Origin of the sequence: uncultured Roseobacter sp. (genome assembly GCF_947495275.1) — a bacterium.
Taxonomy (GTDB): domain Bacteria; phylum Pseudomonadota; class Alphaproteobacteria; order Rhodobacterales; family Rhodobacteraceae; genus Roseobacter.
Genome location: NZ_CANLYL010000001.1, coordinates 91,720 through 112,451, shown reverse-complemented (window position 1 = coordinate 112,451; position 20,732 = coordinate 91,720). Strand labels below are relative to the sequence as shown.

22 protein-coding genes and 1 tRNA gene are annotated in these 20,732 nt (G+C 58.1%); 16 read left to right on the top strand and 7 right to left on the bottom strand.

Features of this window, described 5'->3' with window-relative positions:
• Nucleotides 1–30 precede the first annotated feature (30 nt).
• The 3 genes from Q0802_RS00575 to tig all read left to right on the top strand — a co-directional run bounded on the left by Q0802_RS00575 (nt 31) and on the right by tig (nt 2,337).
• Nucleotides 31–585, top strand: a complete 555-nt coding sequence (locus tag Q0802_RS00575; RefSeq protein ID WP_298912049.1) for a tetratricopeptide repeat protein — start codon at nt 31–33, stop codon at nt 583–585.
• A gap of 185 nt (nt 586–770) precedes the next feature.
• A tRNA-Leu gene (locus tag Q0802_RS00570) sits at nt 771–856 on the top strand.
• A 149-nt stretch (nt 857–1,005) separates the two neighbouring features.
• The gene (tig, locus tag Q0802_RS00565; protein ID WP_298912047.1) at nt 1,006–2,337 is read left to right on the top strand and encodes a trigger factor; all 1,332 of its coding nucleotides are present in this window, start codon (nt 1,006–1,008) and stop codon (nt 2,335–2,337) included.
• Between the two features lie 68 nt (nt 2,338–2,405).
• Here the strand turns inward: tig and Q0802_RS00560 are convergent, their stop codons facing one another.
• From Q0802_RS00560 to rpsF, 6 genes are all read right to left on the bottom strand, one after another.
• Entirely contained in the window at nt 2,406–4,364 is a 1,959-nt protein-coding gene (locus Q0802_RS00560; protein WP_298912043.1) for a bifunctional 2',3'-cyclic-nucleotide 2'-phosphodiesterase/3'-nucleotidase, read from the bottom strand.
• A 126-nt stretch (nt 4,365–4,490) separates the two neighbouring features.
• Entirely contained in the window at nt 4,491–4,958 is a 468-nt protein-coding gene (locus tag Q0802_RS00555; protein ID WP_298912040.1) for a lytic transglycosylase domain-containing protein, read from the bottom strand.
• 112 nt (nt 4,959–5,070) lie between these two features.
• Nucleotides 5,071–5,598 (bottom strand): AAA family ATPase, encoded by a 528-nt coding sequence (locus Q0802_RS00550; protein ID WP_298912038.1) that lies wholly within the window; start codon nt 5,596–5,598, stop codon nt 5,071–5,073.
• 108 nt (nt 5,599–5,706) lie between these two features.
• On the bottom strand, nt 5,707–6,336 hold the full coding sequence (gene rplI, locus Q0802_RS00545) for a 50S ribosomal protein L9 (RefSeq protein WP_298912035.1): 630 nt from the start codon (nt 6,334–6,336) through the stop codon (nt 5,707–5,709).
• 10 nt (nt 6,337–6,346) lie between these two features.
• Entirely contained in the window at nt 6,347–6,574 is a 228-nt protein-coding gene (rpsR, locus tag Q0802_RS00540; RefSeq protein WP_005982441.1) for a 30S ribosomal protein S18, read from the bottom strand.
• 26 nt (nt 6,575–6,600) lie between these two features.
• Nucleotides 6,601–6,954: a 30S ribosomal protein S6 gene (gene rpsF, locus Q0802_RS00535; protein ID WP_195822514.1), complete on the bottom strand. Its 354-nt coding sequence runs from the start codon at nt 6,952–6,954 to the stop codon at nt 6,601–6,603.
• 271 nt (nt 6,955–7,225) lie between these two features.
• On the opposite strand from rpsF, the gene Q0802_RS00530 reads away from it, so the two are divergent.
• The gene (locus Q0802_RS00530; protein WP_298912026.1) at nt 7,226–7,714 is read left to right on the top strand and encodes a hypothetical protein; all 489 of its coding nucleotides are present in this window, start codon (nt 7,226–7,228) and stop codon (nt 7,712–7,714) included.
• A gap of 129 nt (nt 7,715–7,843) precedes the next feature.
• Complete coding sequence (locus tag Q0802_RS00525; RefSeq protein ID WP_298912023.1) at nt 7,844–8,416, top strand: YceI family protein; 573 nt, start codon at nt 7,844–7,846, stop codon at nt 8,414–8,416.
• A gap of 73 nt (nt 8,417–8,489) precedes the next feature.
• Here Q0802_RS00525 and Q0802_RS00520 read toward each other — a convergent pair whose 3' ends face one another.
• Nucleotides 8,490–9,689: a cytochrome b/b6 domain-containing protein gene (locus Q0802_RS00520; RefSeq protein ID WP_298912020.1), complete on the bottom strand. Its 1,200-nt coding sequence runs from the start codon at nt 9,687–9,689 to the stop codon at nt 8,490–8,492.
• Nucleotides 9,690–9,914: 225 nt separating this feature from the next.
• Here Q0802_RS00520 and fabD point away from each other — a divergent pair, with 225 nt between their 5' ends.
• From fabD to Q0802_RS00465, 11 genes are all read left to right on the top strand, one after another.
• A complete protein-coding gene (fabD, locus tag Q0802_RS00515) occupies nt 9,915–10,850 on the top strand; it encodes an ACP S-malonyltransferase (RefSeq protein ID WP_298912017.1) in 936 nt (311 codons plus the stop codon).
• Between the two features lie 88 nt (nt 10,851–10,938).
• Nucleotides 10,939–11,676 carry a 3-oxoacyl-[acyl-carrier-protein] reductase gene (fabG, locus tag Q0802_RS00510; RefSeq protein WP_298912014.1) on the top strand — a complete coding sequence of 246 codons (738 nt, stop codon included), beginning with the start codon at nt 10,939–10,941 and terminating at the stop codon, nt 11,674–11,676.
• A 252-nt stretch (nt 11,677–11,928) separates the two neighbouring features.
• On the top strand, nt 11,929–12,162 hold the full coding sequence (locus Q0802_RS00505; protein ID WP_298912012.1) for an acyl carrier protein: 234 nt from the start codon (nt 11,929–11,931) through the stop codon (nt 12,160–12,162).
• A 165-nt stretch (nt 12,163–12,327) separates the two neighbouring features.
• On the top strand, nt 12,328–12,861 hold the full coding sequence (locus tag Q0802_RS00500) for a GNAT family N-acetyltransferase (protein WP_298912011.1): 534 nt from the start codon (nt 12,328–12,330) through the stop codon (nt 12,859–12,861).
• 89 nt (nt 12,862–12,950) lie between these two features.
• The gene (gene fabF / locus Q0802_RS00495) at nt 12,951–14,210 is read left to right on the top strand and encodes a beta-ketoacyl-ACP synthase II (protein WP_298912008.1); all 1,260 of its coding nucleotides are present in this window, start codon (nt 12,951–12,953) and stop codon (nt 14,208–14,210) included.
• Nucleotides 14,210–15,364 (top strand): endolytic transglycosylase MltG, encoded by a 1,155-nt coding sequence (gene mltG, locus Q0802_RS00490; protein ID WP_298912005.1) that lies wholly within the window; start codon nt 14,210–14,212, stop codon nt 15,362–15,364. Before fabF ends, mltG begins: the two co-directional genes overlap by 1 nt.
• A 675-nt stretch (nt 15,365–16,039) precedes the next feature.
• Nucleotides 16,040–17,266 (top strand): terminase family protein, encoded by a 1,227-nt coding sequence (locus Q0802_RS00485; RefSeq protein ID WP_298913511.1) that lies wholly within the window; start codon nt 16,040–16,042, stop codon nt 17,264–17,266.
• Nucleotides 17,267–17,442: 176 nt separating this feature from the next.
• Nucleotides 17,443–18,621 carry a phage portal protein gene (locus Q0802_RS00480; RefSeq protein WP_298912002.1) on the top strand — a complete coding sequence of 393 codons (1,179 nt, stop codon included), beginning with the start codon at nt 17,443–17,445 and terminating at the stop codon, nt 18,619–18,621.
• Nucleotides 18,614–18,835: a hypothetical protein gene (locus Q0802_RS00475; RefSeq protein ID WP_298911999.1), complete on the top strand. Its 222-nt coding sequence runs from the start codon at nt 18,614–18,616 to the stop codon at nt 18,833–18,835. Before Q0802_RS00480 ends, Q0802_RS00475 begins: the two co-directional genes overlap by 8 nt.
• A gap of 38 nt (nt 18,836–18,873) precedes the next feature.
• On the top strand, nt 18,874–19,443 hold the full coding sequence (locus Q0802_RS00470; protein ID WP_298911996.1) for an HK97 family phage prohead protease: 570 nt from the start codon (nt 18,874–18,876) through the stop codon (nt 19,441–19,443).
• Between the two features lie 66 nt (nt 19,444–19,509).
• Nucleotides 19,510–20,688: a phage major capsid protein gene (locus Q0802_RS00465; RefSeq protein WP_298911993.1), complete on the top strand. Its 1,179-nt coding sequence runs from the start codon at nt 19,510–19,512 to the stop codon at nt 20,686–20,688.
• The last annotated feature ends 44 nt before the right edge of the window (nt 20,689–20,732 follow it).

Here is a 20,732-nt window from a genome sequence, read left to right as displayed (position 1 = left end):
CGCCGCGATTTTGAATTCAGAATAGAGGTTATGAAAAAACTCCTATTCGCAGCCGCTTTTGTCGCCAGCCCTGTTTTTGCCGATTGCCCCGCACCCGAGGATCATTCGATGGAATTGGAGGGCTTGTTTGACGCGGCGCGCGCGGCAACCAATGATCGTGCGGGCCGGGAAATATCTGGCAAGATGTGGCAGGTATGGTTGCGCGCGCCGAATGAGGCTGCTCAAGAGGTTTTGAATAACGGCCTGAAACGGCGAGACAGTTACGATTTTGCGGGCGCTCTCAAGGAATTTGATCGGCTTGCAAGCTACTGCCCGACTTATGCGGAAGGGTTCAACCAACGGGCCTACATTCATTTTTTACGCGAGGACTATGCCAAGGCTCTGGTTGATCTGGATAAAGCGCTGATGTTGTCGCCGACCCATGTGCCCGCCCAGTCCGGACGTGCGCTTACCTTGATGAACCTGGGGCGGATAGACGAGGCGCGGGCGCAATTGCTCGAAGCGCTGAAAAATAACCCCTGGCTTTCGGAGCGTTTCCTGTTAGCTGATGGCGGCCCCTTGGCATTGCCCGGAAAAGATATCTGACCCGTTTACACTGGCAATTGCTGCGCTATGGTGCGCGGCGTGCCGCAAGCGACTTCGGTTGGATGAACGGGTCGGACGACCGCTGATCCAGGGCCAAAGGCCGCTTGCGATACGATGCGTTTTGCCTGACCTGCGTTTCCGCCGGAACATTCGAGAGGTCGAGCCCGATGCATTGGCGCCATGTTGCGGGCGTGATGGAATGGTAGACATACCAGACTTAAAATCTGGAGGCCGTATGGCCGTGTGGGTTCGAGTCCCACCGCCCGCACCAGTAAACCCAAGACGGGTTGATCCTGACGCCACGCCAGAACCGATCGCTTTGACGTGATCGCCCTCTTGCACCTTGCTCTCTGGCCACTTAGAAGGGCGGAAATTTATGCCCCGCGCCTGTTCGGCGCGCCTTTTTTACATGGAGCACACATGCAGGTCACCGAGACGCTTAACGAAGGTCTGAAACGCGGCTACGCCATCACGGTCACTGCGACTGAACTGGAGGCCAAGGTTAACGAAAAACTGGCCGAAGCCCAGCCGGACGTTGAAATGAAAGGCTTCCGCAAAGGCAAGGTGCCCATGGCTCTGCTGAAAAAGCAGTTTGGTCAGCGCGTGATGGGCGAAGCGATGCAGGAGAGCATCGACGGTGCCATGAGTGATCATTTCGAGAAATCCGGCGACCGCCCGGCGTTGCAGCCGGAAGTCAAAATGACCAATGAAGACTGGAAAGAGGGCGATGACGTCGAAGTGTCGATGTCATATGAGGCGCTGCCGGAAATTCCGGAAATCGACTATGCCAAGATCGAGCTCGAAAAGCTGGTTGTGAAGGCGGAAGATGAGGCCATTGACGAAGCCTTGGCCAACTTGGCCGAAACGGCTCAGGACTTTAAGGCCCGCAAAAAAGGGTCGAAGGCCAAGGATGGCGATCAGGTGGTCATGAACTTTGTCGGAAAAGTGGACGGCGAAGCCTTTGATGGCGGCTCCGCCGAGGATTACCCGCTGGTGCTGGGCTCCAATTCATTCATTCCCGGATTCGAAGAGCAGCTGGTCGGTGTGAAAGTGGGTGAAGAGAAACTGGTGAATGTTTCGTTCCCTGAAGACTATCAGGCCGAAAACCTGAAGGGGAAGGAAGCGACCTTTGATTGCACGATCAAGGAAGTCAAAGAGCCGGTCGCCGCAGAAATCAACGATGAGCTGGCCACCAAATTCGGTGCCGAAGACCTGGCTGCACTGAAGACGCAGATCGCCGAACGTCTTGAGGCGGAATACGCGGGCGCGGCACGTGCGGTCATGAAGCGGGGTCTTCTGGACGCGCTGGACGGATTGGTTGATTTTGACCTGCCACCTTCATTGGTCGAAGCCGAAGCCAAACAGATCGCGCACCAGTTGTGGCACGAAGAAAACCCCGAAGTTGAAGGCCACGATCATCCGGAAATCGAGACCACGGATGAGCACAGCGCTCTGGCGACACGTCGCGTGCGTCTGGGTCTGTTGCTGGCCGAGATCGGTCAGAAGGCGGAAGTGGAAGTGACGGACGCTGAAATGACACAGGCAATCATGGCGCAGGCGCGCCAGTACCCCGGTCAGGAACGCCAGTTCTTTGAATTTGTTCAGCAAAACCAGCAGATGCAGCAACAGATGCGCGCGCCCCTGTTTGAAGACAAGGTTGTCGATCACGTGTTTGAACAAGCGTCGGTCACGGAAAAAGAAATTTCCAAGGACGACCTGCAAAAGGCTGTCGAGGCCCTGGAAGACGAATAAATCTGTCTTCGATCCGTTAAGGGAGGGCCGCGCATTTCTGCTGCGGCCCTTTTTATTTGGATCGGTTCCTAGAGCTGGATGCGGAACCGCGCAAAACCGTCCGCGCCTTCGCCAGCAGGCGCTACGGTCATGCCTTTGACGTCATCCACATAATCCTCCGCCTTGGGGCCAGTGTCGAACAGAACCGACGCACCGTCGAGCGGTTTGAAGGTCCAGTTTGCATCCGCCTTGGGGCTCACGGTGCCGTTTTGCACAATGTAGCGCACGATCACATCCCGGTTGGTGTCCGGTCCTTCAAAGACAATGCTGTCACCTTTGGCACCGGGGAAATCGCCGCCGCCGCCCGCGCGGTAATTATTCGTCGCGATGATGAATTTCTGTTCGAGGTCAAGGGGTTCACCGTTGTACTTCAGATCAACGATCCGGTTCGCCTCCGCATTGATCAACGCGCCCTTGGGGTCGAATTTCGACGGCTGGCTGAGGTCGATCTGATAGGTCACCCCGTCCATGACATCAAAATTGTAGGACGGGAAATTCTCATTGATCAGGGGTTGATCAGCCTGGCCGGGCGTGACCTGATTGAAGATACCCGCAGACCGCTCCAGCCAGTCCTTGACCTCGGCACCCGTGACCAGAACGGCGCGGGCGGTATTGGGGTAGAGGTAGAGATCAGAGACATTCTTGATCGCCACATCGCCTTTTGGCACGTCGGTATAGTACTCCGGCCCACCACGCCCGCCAGCCTTGAACGGGGCAGCGGCTGACAGAACAGGAAGTCCTTCATATTCAGTGCCTTGCAGCATTTCCTTTATGTACCAAGTTTGTGCGTTGGACACGATCTGCACCGAAGGATCGTCGGCAACCAGCGCAAAATAGCTGTGCAGGTTTGCATCCGTTTTGCCAACCGCGCGCCGCACATAGGTCAGCGTCTCGTCATGCTGCTGTTGAACACTGGCGAGCACGGCATCATCGCTTTCCACCAGCGCGGTGATGGAGCGGTCTTCGTTGCGCTTTGAAATGGGCCGTGCTTCGGAGGCATGACCGGCGATGCGCCAGCCGCTGCCATCGCGTTCCAGCATCAGGTCGATCAGCCCAAGGTGACTGCCCCAGAACCCACCCATGGTGGCCGGTTTGCCGTGGATCGTACCCGCACCGGCATCCACGGCGGCGTAGTCCTGATAAGTGCCGGAGGGGAAGACCAGATGGCTGTGCCCGGTCAGGATCGCGTCGATCCCCGGCACGGCGGCCAGCGGGACAGAAGCATTTTCCATCATCTCGCTTTCGTCAGCGGACCCAATGCCGGAATGCGATAGCGCGATGATGATGTCCGCGCCTTCTTCCTTCATTTGCGGCACGTAGGCGCGGGCGGCTTGCAGGATGTCGCGGGCCTGCACTTTGCCTTCGAGGTGGCGCCGGTCCCAATTCATGATCTGCGGCGGCACAAACCCAATCAGACCGATCTTGACGGAATGGGTTTCACCTACGCCATCCGTCAGGCTGCGTTCAATGATCGTATAGGGTTTGATCAGCGTGGTATCGGCGGTGGGAGTGGCCCCCATTTCCTTAACCACATTGGCGGAAACCAAGGGGAAGTCTGCGCCCGCCAGAGATTTCATCAGAAAATCAAGGCCATAGTTGAACTCGTGATTGCCCAGGGTGGAGGCGTCAAACCCCACCGCATTCATTGCCGCGATGACCGGATGCATGTCACCGTCTTTCATACCGCGCTCATAGGCGATGTAGTCGCCCATCGGATTGCCTTGCAGGAAATCGCCGTTGTCCAATAGCAGGGAGTTTGTCGCCTCGGCACGGATATCGCTCACGATGGAGGCCGTGCGCGCCAGCCCGACCGTGTCACGCGGTTTGTCCGCGTAGTAGTCGTAGGGAAAAACGTGCACGTGCAGATCGGTGGTTTCCATCAATCGCAAATGCGCTTGCCCCGCTGCCGCATGCACCGAAAAAGGATGCACGGCCAGAAGACCGGCGCTACCGGCAATAAAAGAACGGCGGGAGAGGCGAAGGGTCATGGTGGGGATCCTTTTGGTTTTGGGTTGGGTAGGGGCATGCCGCAGGCAGATCACAGCATCATGACTGTCAGGATTATCTGCCGTCGGATTTCCGTCAAGCGCAAGTTTCGCGCACAGGTGGTACGCTCAGCCGGGGCGCAGACCTGTTTCGACCAGTAATCCGCGCCGTTTGGCCTCATAGTAATAGCCGCGCGCATACCACATGATCGCTGTGTCCTGATCGCCATCCGACAACAGCCAGGCCCCGCGCAGATATTTGCCAGCGTATTTCAGATTGGTTTCGGCATCGAGTAGATCATCAGGTTGTCCGCGAAACCCCATGGTGCGGGCGGTTTCCGGCAGTATCTGGAGCAATCCGTAATAGGGCCCGTTGCGTGCCCAGGGACGGTGCGTGCTTTCACGAATGGCCAGTTTGTGCACCAGCGGGCGGGGCAGTTCGTAAAAATCGGCGTATTGATTGATCAGGCGGCGCAGTTCGGGCGTTTCATTGGGATAAAGCGGCGGCTCGGAGGGCGTTGGTGGTGATCCGGCGCAGGCCGATAGCAAGGACGCGCCGGACAGGGCGAGAAACAAGCGGCGGGATTGTAATGTCATGACAGCGCTTTCGGCTCATTGAACGATCTGGCGAGTGTGACGCAGGCCAAGGCCAGCGCAAGCAGTTTTCAACGAGATGCGCGGCAGGCCGCTGACATGTGGTACCGGTTTGTCAGGCCAATTGATCCAGAATGAAATCAGCGCGCTCAGCGATGGTCATCTTTGGAATACTCACAACCCGGTAACGCATTTTCACCAAAACCTTTGAAAGCCGGTCGTGCTCGGCAATGGCGTCTTTCAGGTCATGACGCCTTGCGGCGTCGGTGCGGTAAATTTCCGGCCACGGCGGTACGAGGAAAACGGTGTGGTGGTAAATCTGCGTGGTCAGCACCCTCTGATCAATGGGGCGATTCAGGAAATGTGCCTGTGCTGACACCGCGTCGATCACGCCCCGGTCGAAAAAAGCCCAATCCGCCGTTTCCTGAAGTGTGGTCAGATCCTGCCAGGCCATCTGCAATGCCTTGTCCAGAAAGGCGGGCATGTCGGTCCAGGGAAAGGCTGAGCCGCCTTGCGCCTCTTCGCTTGCAATCACACGACGACCGGGTTCCGCAACCACCGGGTAACCACGGTCGTGCAATGCGTCAATCAAACTCGATTTGCCGCCGCCGGAACATCCGGAGATCAGGACGCGGTTGTTCATGAGATTCCATGGTGTGCCATGACCGTGGCCTAACACATCAGAGTTGAAAATGAAAAAGCCGGGTCCCTTTGCGGCACCCGGCTTTCTCTTTGAAGCGAAGAACGCGGATCAGGCTTTGCTTGCGTCGTCCTGATCGTCCTCGGAAGGCTCGGCAACCGCTTCGGCCAGATCTTCATCCTCAGACGTGGCGGCTCCGATGTCTTCAAAAAGTTCCGCGATTTCGAATTCAGCCGCGGCTTCTTCTTCGGCAGCCAGTTCCTGAATGGATTTACCGGCAGCTTGCAGCTCGGCTTCTTCAGCGGAGCGTGCCACGTTCAGTTCGATTGTCGCGTCAACCTCGGGGTGCAGAACGATTTGCACCTCGTGCAGACCCAGCTCCTTGATCGGCGCCAGAACAACCTGTTTGCGGTCAACTGAGAAACCGGCTTCGGTTGCAGCTTCGGCTGCGTCACGTGTTGTGACGGAACCATAAAGCGCGCCAGCATCGGAGGCGGAGCGAATCACGATGAACTGCTGTCCGTCGAGTTTCTCTGCCAGCGATTCTGCTTCTTTCTTGGTTTCCAGATTGCGGGCTTCAAGCTGCGCTTTTTGCTGCTCGAAGGCTTCGATGTTGGATTTCGACGCGGAAAGTGCCTTGCCCTGCGGCAGCAGGAAGTTGCGCGCATAGCCGGGTTTCACATCGACGACTTCGCCCATCTGGCCCAGTTTTGCGACGCGTTCGAGAAGGATAACTTGCATGTCTGTCTCCTTACTTCACAGCGTAGGGCAGCAGGGCCAGGAAACGGGCGCGTTTGATGGCACGGGCCAGTTCGCGTTGCTTCTTGGCAGAGACTGCGGTGATACGGGACGGCACGATCTTGCCACGCTCAGAGATGTAGCGCTGTAGCAGACGGGTGTCTTTGTAGTCGATTTTGGGTGCGTTGTCGCCCGAGAAGGGGCAGACCTTGCGACGGCGGAAAAATGGTTTAGCGGCCATGGGTTATGTCCTTGTCCTAAAGTTGATCAACGGCGCTCGCGACGGCCTTCACGCTCGTCACGTTTCTGCATCTGTACCGACGGCAGTTCGGCGTGCTCATCGACTTTGATGGTCAGCACGCGCATCACATCATCATGCAGGCGCATCAGGCGTTCCATTTCCTGAACGGCCGGTGCCGGAGCATCCGAACGTAGGAAGGCGTAGTGGCCCTTGCGGTTCTTGTTGATCTTATAGGCCATCGTTTTGACGCCCCAGTACTCGTGATCCACGAGTGCGCCGCCGTTGTCGGACAGGACGGCGCCAAAATGTTCGATCAGCCCTTCGGCTTGCGTGTTGGACAGGTCCTGACGCGCGATCATAACATGCTCATATTTAGGCATGTAGCTTCCTCATTTATATCAAGGCGCATTTCAAAGGTGAGGCCGTTACTCCTTTTGCGGCCCCGCCACGAGAGACTGCGCGGTTAAATCGTTTTGCAAAAGGAAGCGCCGATATACACGCTTTGACGGAGCACGCAAGCCTGCATGGCCGGGATGATATAAGCGGCATTCGCGCGATGCTCCACGAAATGGCCCTGACGGTGCCCGAAAGCTGTCTTATTTGCGTCTTGATTGCGCGTTTCTTTGCTCGTTAACCAAGAGAGGAAAGCGCATGTCCAGCACAGTCGATCCAGTCAGCTTTGAGTCCATTGCACCGCAACCGGTGCGAACCACTGACGGTAGCCGGATGCTGATGCGCAGCGCGCAGGGTGTGATCGGTGCTGCGTTGATCCTCACAGCGCTGGGTTTGTGGTTTGCGCCAGGCGCGAGTTGGGATCACGAATTGATGCTTTTCAAACTCTTGGCCTCTGCCGTAGGCGGCATGGCCGGGATAGCATTGTTGCAAGGGTTCGTGCGCCCGGCGGCGCCCAGGGTCGAGGTGGATACAATCCGTCATGAGGTGCGGCTGGTGCGAACACGGGGCAAGGACCGTTTCGTCCTGGACAGATGTGCCTTCAAGGATCTGACCAACGTCGAAAACTCCGGCACTTACGTGAAGCTCTGGGGCAAGAACGATGCGTTACTGGCCGAGGTAGCCGCAAGTGACCGCGTGGCGCACCGCAGTCTTGTGACCGCCTTGCGGGTTGCTGGCAAACTCTGATCATCCCTTCAGATCGGCGAAAAAGCGCGCTGTTCGCCAGCGCGCAATTTCTGTTGAGGTCTGCGCAATTGCTTTATGGGCCGACAGTGCCACATAACCCCCATGGATTTATCTTCAGGAGGTTCCCCAATGAAATCACTTATTCTCGCCGCCGCATTGGCCGCAACGGCAGGCATGGCGTCAGCCGCCGCTGAAAAATATGTACTTGATGCCAGCCATAGTCAGGTGTTGTTCAGCTACAATCACCTGGGATTTTCGACCACCTACGGGATGTTCTCCGGGTTTGAAGGCGAGATCATGTTTGATCAAGCCGATCCCGCGGCCTCATCGGTAAACGTGGCGATGCCGGTGATGAGCATGTTCACCGGGTGGGAAAAACGCGAAGGGCATTTCATGTCCGGGGATTTCTTTGGTGCAGAAGAAGGCGACATGATCACCTTTTCATCCACGGCCATTGAGTTGACGGGCGATGATACAGCCAAGATCACTGGCGATCTGACAATGAACGATGTGACAAAATCGGTTGTGCTGGATGCCAAGCTGAACCAGACCGGCGATCACCCCCAAGCGGGCAAGCCCTGGGCGGGGTTTGATGCGTCCGCAACTGTCTTGCGATCCGATTTCAATCTCGGGGCCTTCGCGCCTTATGTGAGTGATGAAGTTGAGATCAAAATCTCGATTGAAGCGATGAAGGCGGAATAAGCTTTTCCGTCAAAGCTGTGAAAAAGCCGCGCCGACCAGGGCGCGGCTTTTTTTGTCTGTCCAGAGGCTGAAATTATTCCGCGCGCGCGGCCGTCAGTGAAATCTGCACGGCGACGGTGAACCCCAGCGACGCTTCATCTTTCTGATTATCTCCGATCCCGTAGTCGCGACGGTCGAGGGTTGTGCTGCCTGACATGGTCGCAATCCCCTCTGTGATTTCGAGCGTGAAGGGCAGGGTGACCGGCATGGCCGCCTCTTTCAGCGTCAATGTGCCCTGGGCCTCGTAGTCCTCCTCCAGTTTTACGATGTCCGCGGCGAACACGGCTGTCGGGAAGGCCTCCGCATTGAAGAAATCCGCCCCCAAAGCTTGGCTCGTCACCGATCCCAGTGTTAGTGATCCGATTGAGATGGTTGTTTCGACCGATCCCGCTTTGCCCTCCGTGACGCTTTCATCAAACGAGATCGCTGACGTCCATTCCGCGAAACTACCCTCAACGTCGGACCCCAGTTGGCGCACGGCGATAGTGATCTCGCCCTCCTGCACCTGCCAGTCCGATTGCACATCTTCCAAGGCGGCAGCCGTGATTGTCGGCCCGTGGGCCGCGTAAAGACCAAGGGTATTTCCGATGGCAAGCGCGCCGACCCAGACCGCGACCGCAACCAGCAAGGGGGCCACAAGCCGGTGACCACCACCTGCCTTTGCCACCTCCGGACGACCGGGCAGTATACGCCGCAGTGTGGCGTCCTTGTCGATCAGGTGATGTTTGAGGGCACCCGCGATATGCAAGAAGATCGAAGCGGCCAGCACGCGTTCAAAGACGATGTGAAGTCCTGCGGACACGGAGGCCACGGCCTCGGATTTGGGCACAAGCGGCAGGGATTGACCCAAGGGCCACCAGATCGGTGCAAAGCCATCGGTGGCGGCGTGGTGGATCCAGCCGGCAAGCGGCACCAGCATCAACGATCCATAGAGCAGCCAGTGCACGGTCTCGGCGGCAAGGCTTTCGATCTTACGATCCGGGTGAAGCAGCCCGGGCTTTTCTTGACTGAATGCCCAGAAAATGCGTGCCAGCGCGACGAAAAAAACGGTCACGCCGAGCGTTTTGTGCAGTGAGAACATCCACGCCTTTTGGGCCAGCTGTTCCGAAGTCTCATAAGGCAGGCCATTGGCGTAGATGCCCAAGGGGATCAGCGTGAGGATCAGCAGGGCTGTCAGCCAATGAAAAACCTTGGTGATCGCGCCGTAATGCGTTGCGGTATTGGTAAGGGACATCATAAACCTCAGGGCTTTGCCACGATGGACAACATGTAACGGGTAAGAAGAGGGACGCAATGGTCGCGGCCGCACAAGGCTTGCGCGTCAGCGAGCAATTTGCAAAATCCGCGACGGGCTGATCGCTGAAGCCGACAATCCGGATGCGCGATGGTTCTGCCGTTGCCTCAACCGCTTGTGCAGGCTAAGCCGGTTCCAAGGAACATAGAAAGAGGGGCCGTTTTCATGAGCAACGCATTTGTCTTTCCCGGTCAGGGTGCGCAAACCATCGGCATGGGTAAAGCACTGGCAGAAGTCTATCCGGCAGCGCGGGCGGTTTTTGATGAGGTGGACGAGGCCTTGGGCGAAAAGCTTAGCGCTCTGATCTGGGACGGCGATATTGAGACGCTGACACTGACGGAAAACGCACAGCCAGCGTTGATGGCGACGTCCCTGGCCGCGATGCGCGCGCTTCAAGCCGAAGGTATCGGTTTGGACCAGGCGACCTTTGTTGCCGGCCATTCGCTTGGGGAGTATTCGGCGCTCGCCGCGGCGGGAACCTTCACGATCGCAGACACGGCCCGGTTGCTGCGAACCCGCGGGAAGGCTATGCAACAGGCCGTTCCGGTGGGTGAGGGCGCAATGGCCGCGGTACTGGGGCTTGATTTTGACGCTGCTGAGAAGGTGGCCGAAGAGGCTGCACAGGGCGACGTCTGTCAGGTCGCCAATGAAAATGATCCCGCCCAGAACGTATTGTCGGGCAGCAAGTCGGCGGTTGAACGTGCGATTGATCTGGCGAAAGCGGCGGGTGCCAAGCGGGCCTTGCTGCTGCCGGTCTCCGCCCCTTTCCACTGTTCATTGATGGCACCCGCTGCCGCCGAAATGGCGCGCGCACTGGATGACGTTGATATGCAACGTCCTCAGGTACCTCTTGTGTCGAATGTGCTGGCGGCCTCGGTTTCGGACACATCCGCGATCCGTTCTTTGCTGGTGGATCAGGTGACGGGCCAGGTGCGGTGGAAAACATCCGTTGAATGGATGGCCGAGCAGGGGGTGACGGCGTTTTGGGAGATTGGGGCGGGCAAGGCGCTCAGCGGCATGATCCGCCGGATTGCCAAGGAGAGCACGCAGCGCAATATCGGGGCACCTGATGATATCCGGGCCGTGCTGGACGCCGCCTAGGCTTTGGCCTTTCGCTGCCAACCTTCGGTTGAACTTGGTCAGCGGTCGTGGCACTTCGGCGCAAAACTTTGACTTTGGGAGAGCTTGAATGTTCGATTTGACAGGGAAATCCGCGCTGGTGACGGGCGCATCGGGCGGCATTGGCGCGGAGATTGCGCGCACATTGCATGCTGCGGGCGCAACGGTTGGTCTCTCGGGGACGCGGGTTGAACCGTTGGAGGCGCTTGCCGCTGAACTGGCGGAACGCGCCCATGTTCTGCCGTGCAACCTGAGTGATTTCGACGCCGTGGAAGCGTTGCCCAAACAGGCAATCGAGGCGATGGGTGCCGTCGATATCCTGATCAACAACGCGGGCATCACCCGCGATAATCTTTTCATGCGCATGTCTGACGATGAATGGCAGTCCGTATTGAACGTGAACCTCACGGCAACGTTCAAGCTTTGCAAAGGGGTTATGCGCGGCATGATGAAGGCGCGCTGGGGCCGGATCGTGAATATTTCAAGCGTCGTGGGTGCCACCGGCAACCCCGGCCAGGCCAATTACGCCGCGTCCAAGGCGGGCATGGTCGGCATGTCGAAAAGTCTGGCCTATGAAGTCGCGAGCCGCGGAATCACGGTGAACGCTGTGGCCCCCGGATTTATCGAAACGGCGATGACCGACAAGCTGACAGATGATCAAAAAGCGGGAATCATGGGGCAAATTCCCGCCGGACGTATGGGAACACCGGCAGATATCAGCAACGCCGTCCTTTATCTTTCCAGCGAGGAAGGGGGGTATGTGACTGGTACCACCTTGCATGTAAACGGCGGCATGGCCATGTTGTAGGTCAGATTTGCGCCTCGCTCAAAGAGTGTGCACAATGCGTTTGCCATCTGGGCCGCTTGTGCTAAAGGGGGCGCAGTTTTGACCCGGCATGTGACATGAAGCATGTTGATCGAACCGATTGAGGCGGGGCGGACGCTACGCTGAACCGGATAGAGCCGCCCCTTTGGGGCAAACGTTCGACCTGGCCGGAATCACCGGTTTGAGCGGACAACCGAAAGGGGCCAGTATGGCCCGAACGAATGAGGGACTATTATGAGCGACATCGCAGATCGCGTTAAGAAAATCGTTGTTGAGCACCTTGGTGTTGAAGAAGACAAAGTGGCGGAAAATGCCTCTTTCATCGACGATCTTGGTGCAGACAGCCTCGACACTGTTGAGTTGGTGATGGCATTCGAAGAAGAGTTTGGCATCGAAATCCCCGATGACGCCGCCGAAACCATTCAAACATTTGGCGACGCGGTGAAGTTCATTAGCGAAGCCTCCTGATGGCGCGCCGGGGGTGCCCGGCGATGTATTTTAAAAGGGCGTCTTTCCGCGAGGAGGGGCGCCTTTTGCTATGATATTTCGCGGAGGGGTTGAATTTAGGGCGGCTCTTGCGCAAATCTGGCCAAAGAGGGCGCCAAACCCCGCAAACAGAGCAGAGGCTGCGAAATGTCGCGCACGATACCCACAATCAACACGTCGCGGCTGACCTTGCGCGGTATGCGCGCCGAAGACTTCAGCCGCTATGCCGAAATATGGTCGACACCAGAAGTGGTGGAACACATAAATGGGGAACCCTGGTCCCGCAGTAAGGCTTGGGACGGCTTTTTGCGCAATGCCGGGCATTGGCAGATCACCGGATTTGGCCAATGGGCAATCCAGCGGCACCGGGAACCAGAAATTTCCGGACAGGTCGGGTTCTTCTACGCCAAACGTAATCTGGGAGAGGATTTTGATGATTTCCCTGAAGCGGGTTGGGTGTTGTCACCGGAAGCACACGGACAGGGTTTGGGTATCGAGGCTGTGCGCGCCGCCCATGACTGGTTTGACCGGGTCGTTACCGGACGGCTGGTCTGCATGATCGCCCCGGAGCACAGCGCATCGCTGAAAATTGCCGAGGCATTGGGATATGAAGCCCTTCGCGACGCTGAATATGAAGAAAGTGCCGTTAAGTTACTGGCACGCAAAGGTCCGCCGCAATAGAATCCGGTCAGACCGCAGTGCCGTCTGCGCACTTGCACAAAAACCTCTCCGCACTGTATGGGGGGGACGAAATTGAGAGGGGCATTACGATGCGGAGAGTAGTTGTCACAGGCCTGGGCCTGGTCACACCACTGGCGGATGGCGTTGAGGCAAGTTGGTCTCGTATTCTCGACGGCCAATCCGGGGCGGGGCCGATCACGGGTTTTGATCCCAGTAAACTGGTTACACAATACGCCTGCGAAGTGCCTTTGGGTGATGGGTCGGACGGCACCTTCAATGCCGACACCTACATGGAGCCAAAAGACCAACGCAAAGTGGACACTTTCATCCTGTTTGGATTGGCCGCTGCCCAACAGGCGGTGCAGGACGCAGGTTGGCAGCCGGAAGACCGCGAAAGCCTTGAGCGTACCGGCGTGCTGATCGGGTCAGGCATCGGTGGGCTGAATTCCATCGCCAATACTGCGATCATGATGAATGAGAAAGGCCCGCGTCGCGTCTCCCCGTTCTTTGTGCCCGGCGCGCTGATCAACCTGATCTCGGGTCAGGTTTCGATCAAATACGGGTTTCGCGGCCCGAACCATTCGGTTGTCACGGCCTGCTCCACCGGTGCGCATGCCATTGGCGATGCCAGTCGCCTGATCCAGCATGGGGATGCGGATGTGATGATCGCGGGTGGTGCAGAGGCGGCGATCTGTGAGATCGGTATCGCCGGTTTCAACGCCTGCAAGGCGCTCAGCACCAAGCGTGGGGATGAGCCGCAGAAAGCCAGCCGCCCCTATGACGCGGATCGCGACGGGTTTGTCATGGGCGAAGGCGCGGGCATTGTGGTGCTTGAGGAATACGAGCACGCCAAGGCGCGCGGTGCCAAGATATACGCCGAAGTGCTGGGTTACGGTCTTTCCGGAGATGCCTATCACATTACCGCCCCGGCGGAAGATGGCGACGGTGCAGAGCGGGCCATGCGTGCCGCGCTCAACAATGCAGGGCTGGAGCCGAAAGATATCGACTATATCAACGCGCACGGCACATCGACCATGGCGGACACAATCGAGCTGGGTGCCGTCGAGCGGATGCTGGGGGATCACGCGGGCAACGTGACCATGTCCTCGACCAAATCGTCGACCGGCCATCTGCTGGGGGCTGCGGGCGCGATTGAGGCGATTTTCTCCATCCTTGCGATCCGTGATCAGGTGGCACCTCCGACGATCAATCTCGATAACCCTGCCGTAGAAACAAAGCTGGACCTTGCTCCTAATGCCAAGCGTGAACGCAAAGTGGATGTGGCGCTGTCGAATTCCTTTGGCTTCGGTGGCACCAACGCCAGCGTGATCTTTGGGAAAACCAGCTGATGTGGCGACATATCGCGTCTAACGCGGTGACCATGCTGATTGTGCTGCTGTTTCTGATGGGCGGCGTGATCCTCTGGGGGAAGGGGCAGTATGATGCCGTCGGGCCGCTGGATCAGGCGATCTGTCTCCAGGTCGAACGCGGCACCAACATGCGCCGGGTCAGCCGGTCGCTGGAGGATCAGGGCGCGGTGAGTTCCGCGACCATTTTCCGGGTAGGCGCGGACTACGCGGAAAAAACATCGCAACTCAAGGCTGGTAGTTATCTTGTCGGCCCCGGTGCATCGATGGCCGAAATCGTCGATATCGTGACCCGCGGCGGGGCGAGCACATGCGGCACCGAAGTCGTTTACAGGATTGGTGTAAACCGTCTGGGCGTGCAGGTGCGCGAGCTTGATCCGGAGACGAACCGGTTCGAAGAACGGGTGGCGTTCACGCCCGCTGAAGAAGAGACGCCCGAAATCTACACTGAAAAGAAAGCACAGGCCGACACGCGGTTCCGCGTCGCGCTGGCCGAAGGTGTGACCTCCTGGCAGGTTGTTGAAAGCCTGAAATCAATGGATGTGCTGGAGGGCAGCGTAGCTGAACTGCCGCCAGAAGGGTCGTTGGCACCCGACAGCTATGAGCTACGCCCCGGTGATGATCGCAACGACATTATCCAACAGATGCAGGCGGCCCAGGAATTGCGCGTCGCCCAGGCCTGGCAAAACCGCTCGGATGACCTGCCGGTTGAGACGCCTGAAGAACTGTTGGTACTGGCATCCATCGTTGAAAAAGAAACCGGTGTTGCAGAAGAGCGCGGTCAGGTCGCCAGCGTCTTTGTGAACCGACTTAACCGCGGTATGCGACTTCAGACGGACCCGACGGTCATCTACGGCGTGACCAAGGGGCAGGGTGTTCTGGGCAGGGGCTTGCGCCAGAGCGAGTTGCGCGCCGCCACGCCCTGGAACACCTATGTGATCGAAGGTTTGCCGCCCACGCCCATCGCCAATCCCGGTGCCGCAAGTTTACAGGCAGCGGCGCGACCATTGGAGACAGATTTCGTTTTCTTTGTAGCGGATGGCACCGGCGGCCACGCCTTTGCCAAGACGCTTGAGGAGCACAATCGCAATGTTGCCAAGTGGCGTGAGATTGAAGCAGAGCGCGCAAATCAATAGGCTCGGAACCGCTTGAAAGCTGCGGACTTCCCTGAATTAGCGGTATTGGCAAGCCAGCCTCGAATACCTCTATGCGTGTGTTGTGTTAAGAAATTTATTAATGGCACCGTACGGTTAGAGGATTACGACAATTTGATTTTCCTTGACTTTGCGAACGGTTACACGTATACCTTGTGACATGCTAGAAGAAGTGGGCAAACGACCCCGGGAGTGATCCCGACGGGTCGTTTTTTCGTTTCTCTCGTGCGGAGACTACGCGCATGAGAGGTAGAACCTGAATGACTTTAATCACCCCAGAGCTCGTAGAGTCGCAAACCGAAGACCTTCTGAATTCGGTCATCGGATCCATCCAGGATTTGCGCAATGAACTTGAAGACCTGAGAGAACGGGTCCGCGCAACAGATGGAGAGCAGACTGTGCAGGGCAACAAGACAGTGACGCAAGCCGTGTCGCTGCTTGAAACATGCCAGAAAGTGGAGAACCGCCTTGTCGAATGCCGCAGCAAACACGCAGGTATTGCCCGTGGGGGCTACGCCCTCGATCTCGAAAGAGCACGGGCTGAGATTGGGTGCAAGCTGGCTCGGCTCCGCTGCACGCGACCTACAGGAACAATTTCTGAATGAACTGAACGAGGGAGAGCTTCTGGCTCTCCCTTACCTGTTCGAATTTTGGGCCATGGAACACCAATTGCCGCCAGAGGGAGACTGGCGCGCATGGGTGATCATGGGAGGCCGGGGGGCCGGAAAGACGCGGGCAGGTGCCGAATGGGTGCGTGCTCAGGTAGAAGGGCCAAGACCAACAGACGAGGGGCGCGCCAAACGTGTGGCCCTCGTGGGAGAAACGATTGATCAGGTCCGTGAGGTCATGATCTTTGGCGACAGCGGCATTCTGGCCTGTTCGCCGCCTGACAGGCGACCGGATTGGGAGGCCGGTCGCAAGAGACTTGTCTGGCCAAACGGGGCCGTCGCATCGATCCATTCGGCTTTCGATCCCGAAGGGCTGCGTGGACCGCAATTCGATGCGGCCTGGGTGGATGAGATGGCCAAATGGAAAAAGGCCGAAGAGACGTGGGACATGCTGCAATTCGCCTTGCGGCTGGGGGATAAACCCCAGGTCTGTGTGACCACGACCCCGCGCAACGTCGGTGTCTTGAAGGCGTTACTGAAATCGCCGTCAACGGTGCTGACACAGGCGCCCACCGAGGCAAACGCGGCAAATCTGGCGGCGTCCTTCCTGGAAGAGGTCCGCGCGCGCTACAAAGGCACGCGTCTCGGGCGTCAGGAACTGGATGGCGTTTTGCTGGAAGACGCGGAAGGCGCGCTTTGGACCTCGACCGGGATAGAGGCGCACCGCATCCGCAAAACCCCTGATCTGGACCGCATTGTGGTGGCGGTCGATCCCGCGACCACAGGAGGGTCTGCGTCGGATGAATGCGGGATCGTCGTAGCAGGTGTCAAAATGACGGGGCCACCGCAGGATTGGCGCGCCGTGGTTTTGGCGGACTGCACGGTCACAGCGGCATCACCCGCTGCCTGGGCGAAGGCCGCCATTGCCGCGATGGAGCAATTCGGGGCGGATCGGCTGGTAGCCGAAGTCAATCAGGGGGGGCAGATGGTTGCGGAGGTGATCCGTCAGGTCGACCCACTGGTGCCCTACAAGGGCGTTCACGCGAGCCGAGGCAAGGTGGCACGCGCAGAGCCGGTTGCAGCGCTTTATGAACAGGGCCGGGTGAAACACATGCCGGGTCTCGACGACCTTGAGGACCAGATGTGCAAAATGACCCTTCAGGGATTTGAGGGCAAGGGATCTCCGGACCGGGTGGATGCGCTCGTCTGGGCCCTGCATGAATTGATGATCGAACCCGCCGCCAAGTGGCGCGCGCCCCGGGTGCGCTCTTTGTAAATCGCTGATTCACCAACAAAATATAGCGGTTTTACCAGAACGAAAGCAGCGCACGGTGCTTTCAGACCTTTGTAAATAAAATTCGACACAAATGAGGCAACAAGATCGGGACCCAGGCACCGTTCAAGAGGTGCGGGCGATTTGGCATGCCAGCGATCATATGAGGAGCAAACGACATGGTTTTTGAGTTTCTAAAGCGCGACGTGCCAACGGAGGCGCCAGAGCAGAAGGCCAGCGCTACCGGGCCGGTTGTGGCATATCAAAGCTCCGGTCGCGTGGCCTGGAGCCCGCGAGACGCGGTGTCTCTGACCCGCACCGGCTTTTCCGGCAACCCGGTCGGGTTTCGGTCGGTAAAATTGATTGCCGAAGCCGCCGCCGCATTACCTTTGGTTCTGCAGGACGCCGAACAGCGTTATCAGACCCATCCGCTGCTGGAACTGGTGTCGCGCCCCAACCCGATGCAGGGCCGGGCGGAGTTGCTGGAAGCACTTTACGCGCAGCTGCTGTTGACCGGAAACGGCTACGTCGAAGCCGTGGCAGATGATGCCGCAACGCCTGTCGAGCTACATGTCTTGCGATCTGATCGCATGAGCGTTGTGCCGGGTGGCGACGGTTGGCCGATCGCTTATGAATACGCCGTGGGCGGACGCAAGCATCGTTTTGACGCAAGTGGTGCGGTCACGCCGATTTGCCACATCAAGAGTTTCCACCCCCAGGACGATCACTACGGATTCAGCCCGATGCAGGCGGCAGCCATGGCGGTGGATGTTCATAATTCTGCCAGCCGGTGGTCAAAGGCTCTGCTCGACAACGCTGCCCGCCCGTCTGGTGCCATTGTCTACCGCGGGGCCGAAGGCCAGGGAACCATGGCAACGGATCAATATGAGCGCTTGGTGAGCGAAATGGAAAGCCACCATCAGGGCGCGCGTAACGCAGGTCGTCCGATGCTGCTGGAAGGCGGGTTGGATTGGAAACCGATGGGCTTTTCGCCCTCTGACATGGAGTTCCAGAAGACCAAGGAGGCAGCGGCACGGGAGATTGCGCTCGCCTTTGGTGTCCCGCCAATGCTTCTGGGGATTCAGGGTGACGCCACTTATGCGAACTATCAAGAAGCGCACCGCGCCTTTTACCGGTTGACTGTGCTGCCATTGGCGACCCGGGTGACAGCGGCGCTGGCCAATTGGCTGGAGGGCTATACCGGCGAGCCACTGGCACTGAAACCCGATCTTGATCAGGTGCCAGCACTGGCCACTGAACGGGACGCGCAGTGGAACAGGGTCGCGCAGGCCGATTTCCTCAGTCAGGCGGAAAAACGGGCACTGCTGGGACTACCAGCATTGAGTGCGGATGAGTGAGGCCATTGTGGAACGCTTTGAATGCGCACCGGGTTTGCGATTGCAAGCCCATGAAAAGATTGCCGAAATCCAACACGCCAATCTTATGCGCAGGCTCGACCGCGTCGAAGAGATGATGGAGCGGCTGGAGAAGCGGCTGTGGCTGACGGTCTACGGGATCGTTGCCATGATCCTGGCAGAGGCGTTGCAATCGGTTCTGGTGGCCGTGCCATGAACGAGCAGAACACTATTGAGAGTATGAGGAGAGAAGCCATGGGCATCGATACAGGACCGGAAACCGGGCTGGAACGCAAGTTCGCCCGTTTCGGCGAGGCGCTGGAGGTCGAGGACGGTCATGTGATCAGCGGCTACGCCAGTCTTTTCGGAGATGTGGATCAGGGCAATGATGTGGTCGAGGCCGGAGCCTATGCCAACTCGCTGAAGGCCTTGTCTGCCAAGGGCACCAAGGTCAAGATGCTTTGGCAGCACGATCCGACCCAGCCCATTGGCATTTGGGATGAGGTGCGCGAGGACGCCAAAGGCCTGTGGGTCAAGGGACGCCTCTTGGACAATGTCGCCAAGGGACGTGAAGCGGCTGTCCTGATCGAAGCGGGCGCGATTGATGGACTGTCAATCGGGTATCGCACAACGAAGGCCACCAAGAATTCAAAGGGCCAACGGCTCTTGAAAGAACTGGAGCTTTGGGAAGTGTCTTTGGTGACGTTTCCAATGTTGCCCAGTGCGCGGGTTGCGGGAAAGTCGGAGGAAACCGACCTGGACCGCTCCTTGCGTGACATGGCCGCCGTCTTTGCAGGCGCGCGCGCTGATCTGGCGCGCCGCTAACGCGCACCTGTCGTCACAGCTGCATTCCATATGCGGCTTCAACACCACCACATTGAGGAACTGCCCATGAGCAAGACCGAACGCAAGACGGCGGGCGGGGAAGGTTTGTCCCCCGCTGAGGACGTCAGACAGGCCGTGACCGGCTTTGTCACTGATTTCAAAAGCTTCCAAACCGATATTGAATCAAAACTGCAACAAACAGAAGAGCGACTGACCATGCTGGACCGAAAGACACACATCCCACAACGTACCCCGCTTGGCGGAGCCACCGATGCAGGCGCACCGCATCAGAAAGCCTTCAACGCGTATCTGCGTTCGGGCGATGACGATGGGTTGCGTGGGCTGGAACTGGATGCAAAATCCCTTTCCACTGCGGTAAATTCTGATGGTGGGTATCTGGTTGATCCGCAGACATCTGATTCTGTCAATTCCGTGTTGAACGCAACGGCGTCCATCCGTTCCATTGCCGCAGTGGTCAATGTTGAGGCCACGTCCTTTGATGTTCTTGTTGACCACACCGATGTGGGCGCAGGTTGGGCCACCGAAACGGCATCGACGGTAGAGACTGACACACCTCAGCTTGACCGCATCACCATTCCGCTGCATGAGTTGAGCGCATTGCCCAAGGCCTCGCAGCGCCTGCTGGATGACAGTGCATTCGATATCGAAAACTGGCTGGCGGGTCGTATTGCCGACAAGTTTGCGCGGGCCGAAGCCTCTGCATTTGTCAACGGTGACGGTACTGACAAGCCACGCGGCTTCTTGAACCACGCAATGGTCGATAATGATGTCTGGGCCTGGGGAAATCTTGGCTACGTGCCAACAGGACAAAACGGCGATGTCACAGCAGATTCGATCATTGATCTGGTCTATGCGCTGGGAGCGGAATACCGCGCCAACGCAACATTTGTGCTGAACTCGAAGACAGCCGGCCTTGTTCGCAAGTTGAAAGACAATGACGGTCGTTTCCTTTGGTCCGATGGCTTGGCCGCTGCTGAACCGGCACGTCTGATGGGTTACCCAGTCCTGATCGCTGAAGATATGCCCGATGCGGCAACCGATGCGACTGCGATTGCCTTTGGTGATTTCGCTACGGGTTATACGATCGCCGAACGTCCTGATCTGCGCGTCCTGCGTGACCCGTTCAGCGCCAAGCCACACGTCCTGTTCTATGCGACCAAGCGCGTGGGCGGTGATGTGAGCGACTTTGCAGCCATCAAACTGCTGAAATTCGGCACTTCCTAAACAGGAGTGACGAAACCGATGCGAGGGTTCCGCCCTCGCATCGG

Excerpts from the sequence above, each read along its gene's own strand:
- rpsR (WP_005982441.1), bottom strand. The coding sequence starts at position 6,574 with ATGGCCGCTAAACCATTTTTCCGCCGTCGCAAGGTCTGCCCCTTCTCG.
- Q0802_RS00555 (WP_298912040.1), bottom strand. The coding sequence starts at position 4,958 with ATGACATTACAATCCCGCCGCTTGTTTCTCGCCCTGTCCGGCGCGTCC.
- fabG (WP_298912014.1), top strand. The coding sequence starts at position 10,939 with ATGTTCGATTTGACAGGGAAATCCGCGCTGGTGACGGGCGCATCGGGC.
- Q0802_RS00470 (WP_298911996.1), top strand. The coding sequence starts at position 18,874 with ATGGGCATCGATACAGGACCGGAAACCGGGCTGGAACGCAAGTTCGCC.
- fabD (WP_298912017.1), top strand. The coding sequence starts at position 9,915 with ATGAGCAACGCATTTGTCTTTCCCGGTCAGGGTGCGCAAACCATCGGC.
- Q0802_RS00560 (WP_298912043.1), bottom strand. The coding sequence starts at position 4,364 with ATGACCCTTCGCCTCTCCCGCCGTTCTTTTATTGCCGGTAGCGCCGGT.
- rpsF (WP_195822514.1), bottom strand. The coding sequence starts at position 6,954 with ATGCCTAAATATGAGCATGTTATGATCGCGCGTCAGGACCTGTCCAAC.
- Q0802_RS00465 (WP_298911993.1), top strand. The coding sequence starts at position 19,510 with ATGAGCAAGACCGAACGCAAGACGGCGGGCGGGGAAGGTTTGTCCCCC.
- tig (WP_298912047.1), top strand. The coding sequence starts at position 1,006 with ATGCAGGTCACCGAGACGCTTAACGAAGGTCTGAAACGCGGCTACGCC.
- Q0802_RS00575 (WP_298912049.1), top strand. The coding sequence starts at position 31 with ATGAAAAAACTCCTATTCGCAGCCGCTTTTGTCGCCAGCCCTGTTTTT.
- Q0802_RS00475 (WP_298911999.1), top strand. The coding sequence starts at position 18,614 with ATGAGTGAGGCCATTGTGGAACGCTTTGAATGCGCACCGGGTTTGCGA.
- fabF (WP_298912008.1), top strand. The coding sequence starts at position 12,951 with ATGCGGAGAGTAGTTGTCACAGGCCTGGGCCTGGTCACACCACTGGCG.
- Q0802_RS00530 (WP_298912026.1), top strand. The coding sequence starts at position 7,226 with ATGTCCAGCACAGTCGATCCAGTCAGCTTTGAGTCCATTGCACCGCAA.
- Q0802_RS00525 (WP_298912023.1), top strand. The coding sequence starts at position 7,844 with ATGAAATCACTTATTCTCGCCGCCGCATTGGCCGCAACGGCAGGCATG.
- mltG (WP_298912005.1), top strand. The coding sequence starts at position 14,210 with ATGTGGCGACATATCGCGTCTAACGCGGTGACCATGCTGATTGTGCTG.
- Q0802_RS00550 (WP_298912038.1), bottom strand. The coding sequence starts at position 5,598 with ATGAACAACCGCGTCCTGATCTCCGGATGTTCCGGCGGCGGCAAATCG.
- Q0802_RS00485 (WP_298913511.1), top strand. The coding sequence starts at position 16,040 with ATGGAACACCAATTGCCGCCAGAGGGAGACTGGCGCGCATGGGTGATC.
- Q0802_RS00520 (WP_298912020.1), bottom strand. The coding sequence starts at position 9,689 with ATGTCCCTTACCAATACCGCAACGCATTACGGCGCGATCACCAAGGTT.
- Q0802_RS00480 (WP_298912002.1), top strand. The coding sequence starts at position 17,443 with ATGGTTTTTGAGTTTCTAAAGCGCGACGTGCCAACGGAGGCGCCAGAG.
- rplI (WP_298912035.1), bottom strand. The coding sequence starts at position 6,336 with ATGCAAGTTATCCTTCTCGAACGCGTCGCAAAACTGGGCCAGATGGGC.
- Q0802_RS00500 (WP_298912011.1), top strand. The coding sequence starts at position 12,328 with ATGTCGCGCACGATACCCACAATCAACACGTCGCGGCTGACCTTGCGC.
- Q0802_RS00505 (WP_298912012.1), top strand. The coding sequence starts at position 11,929 with ATGAGCGACATCGCAGATCGCGTTAAGAAAATCGTTGTTGAGCACCTT.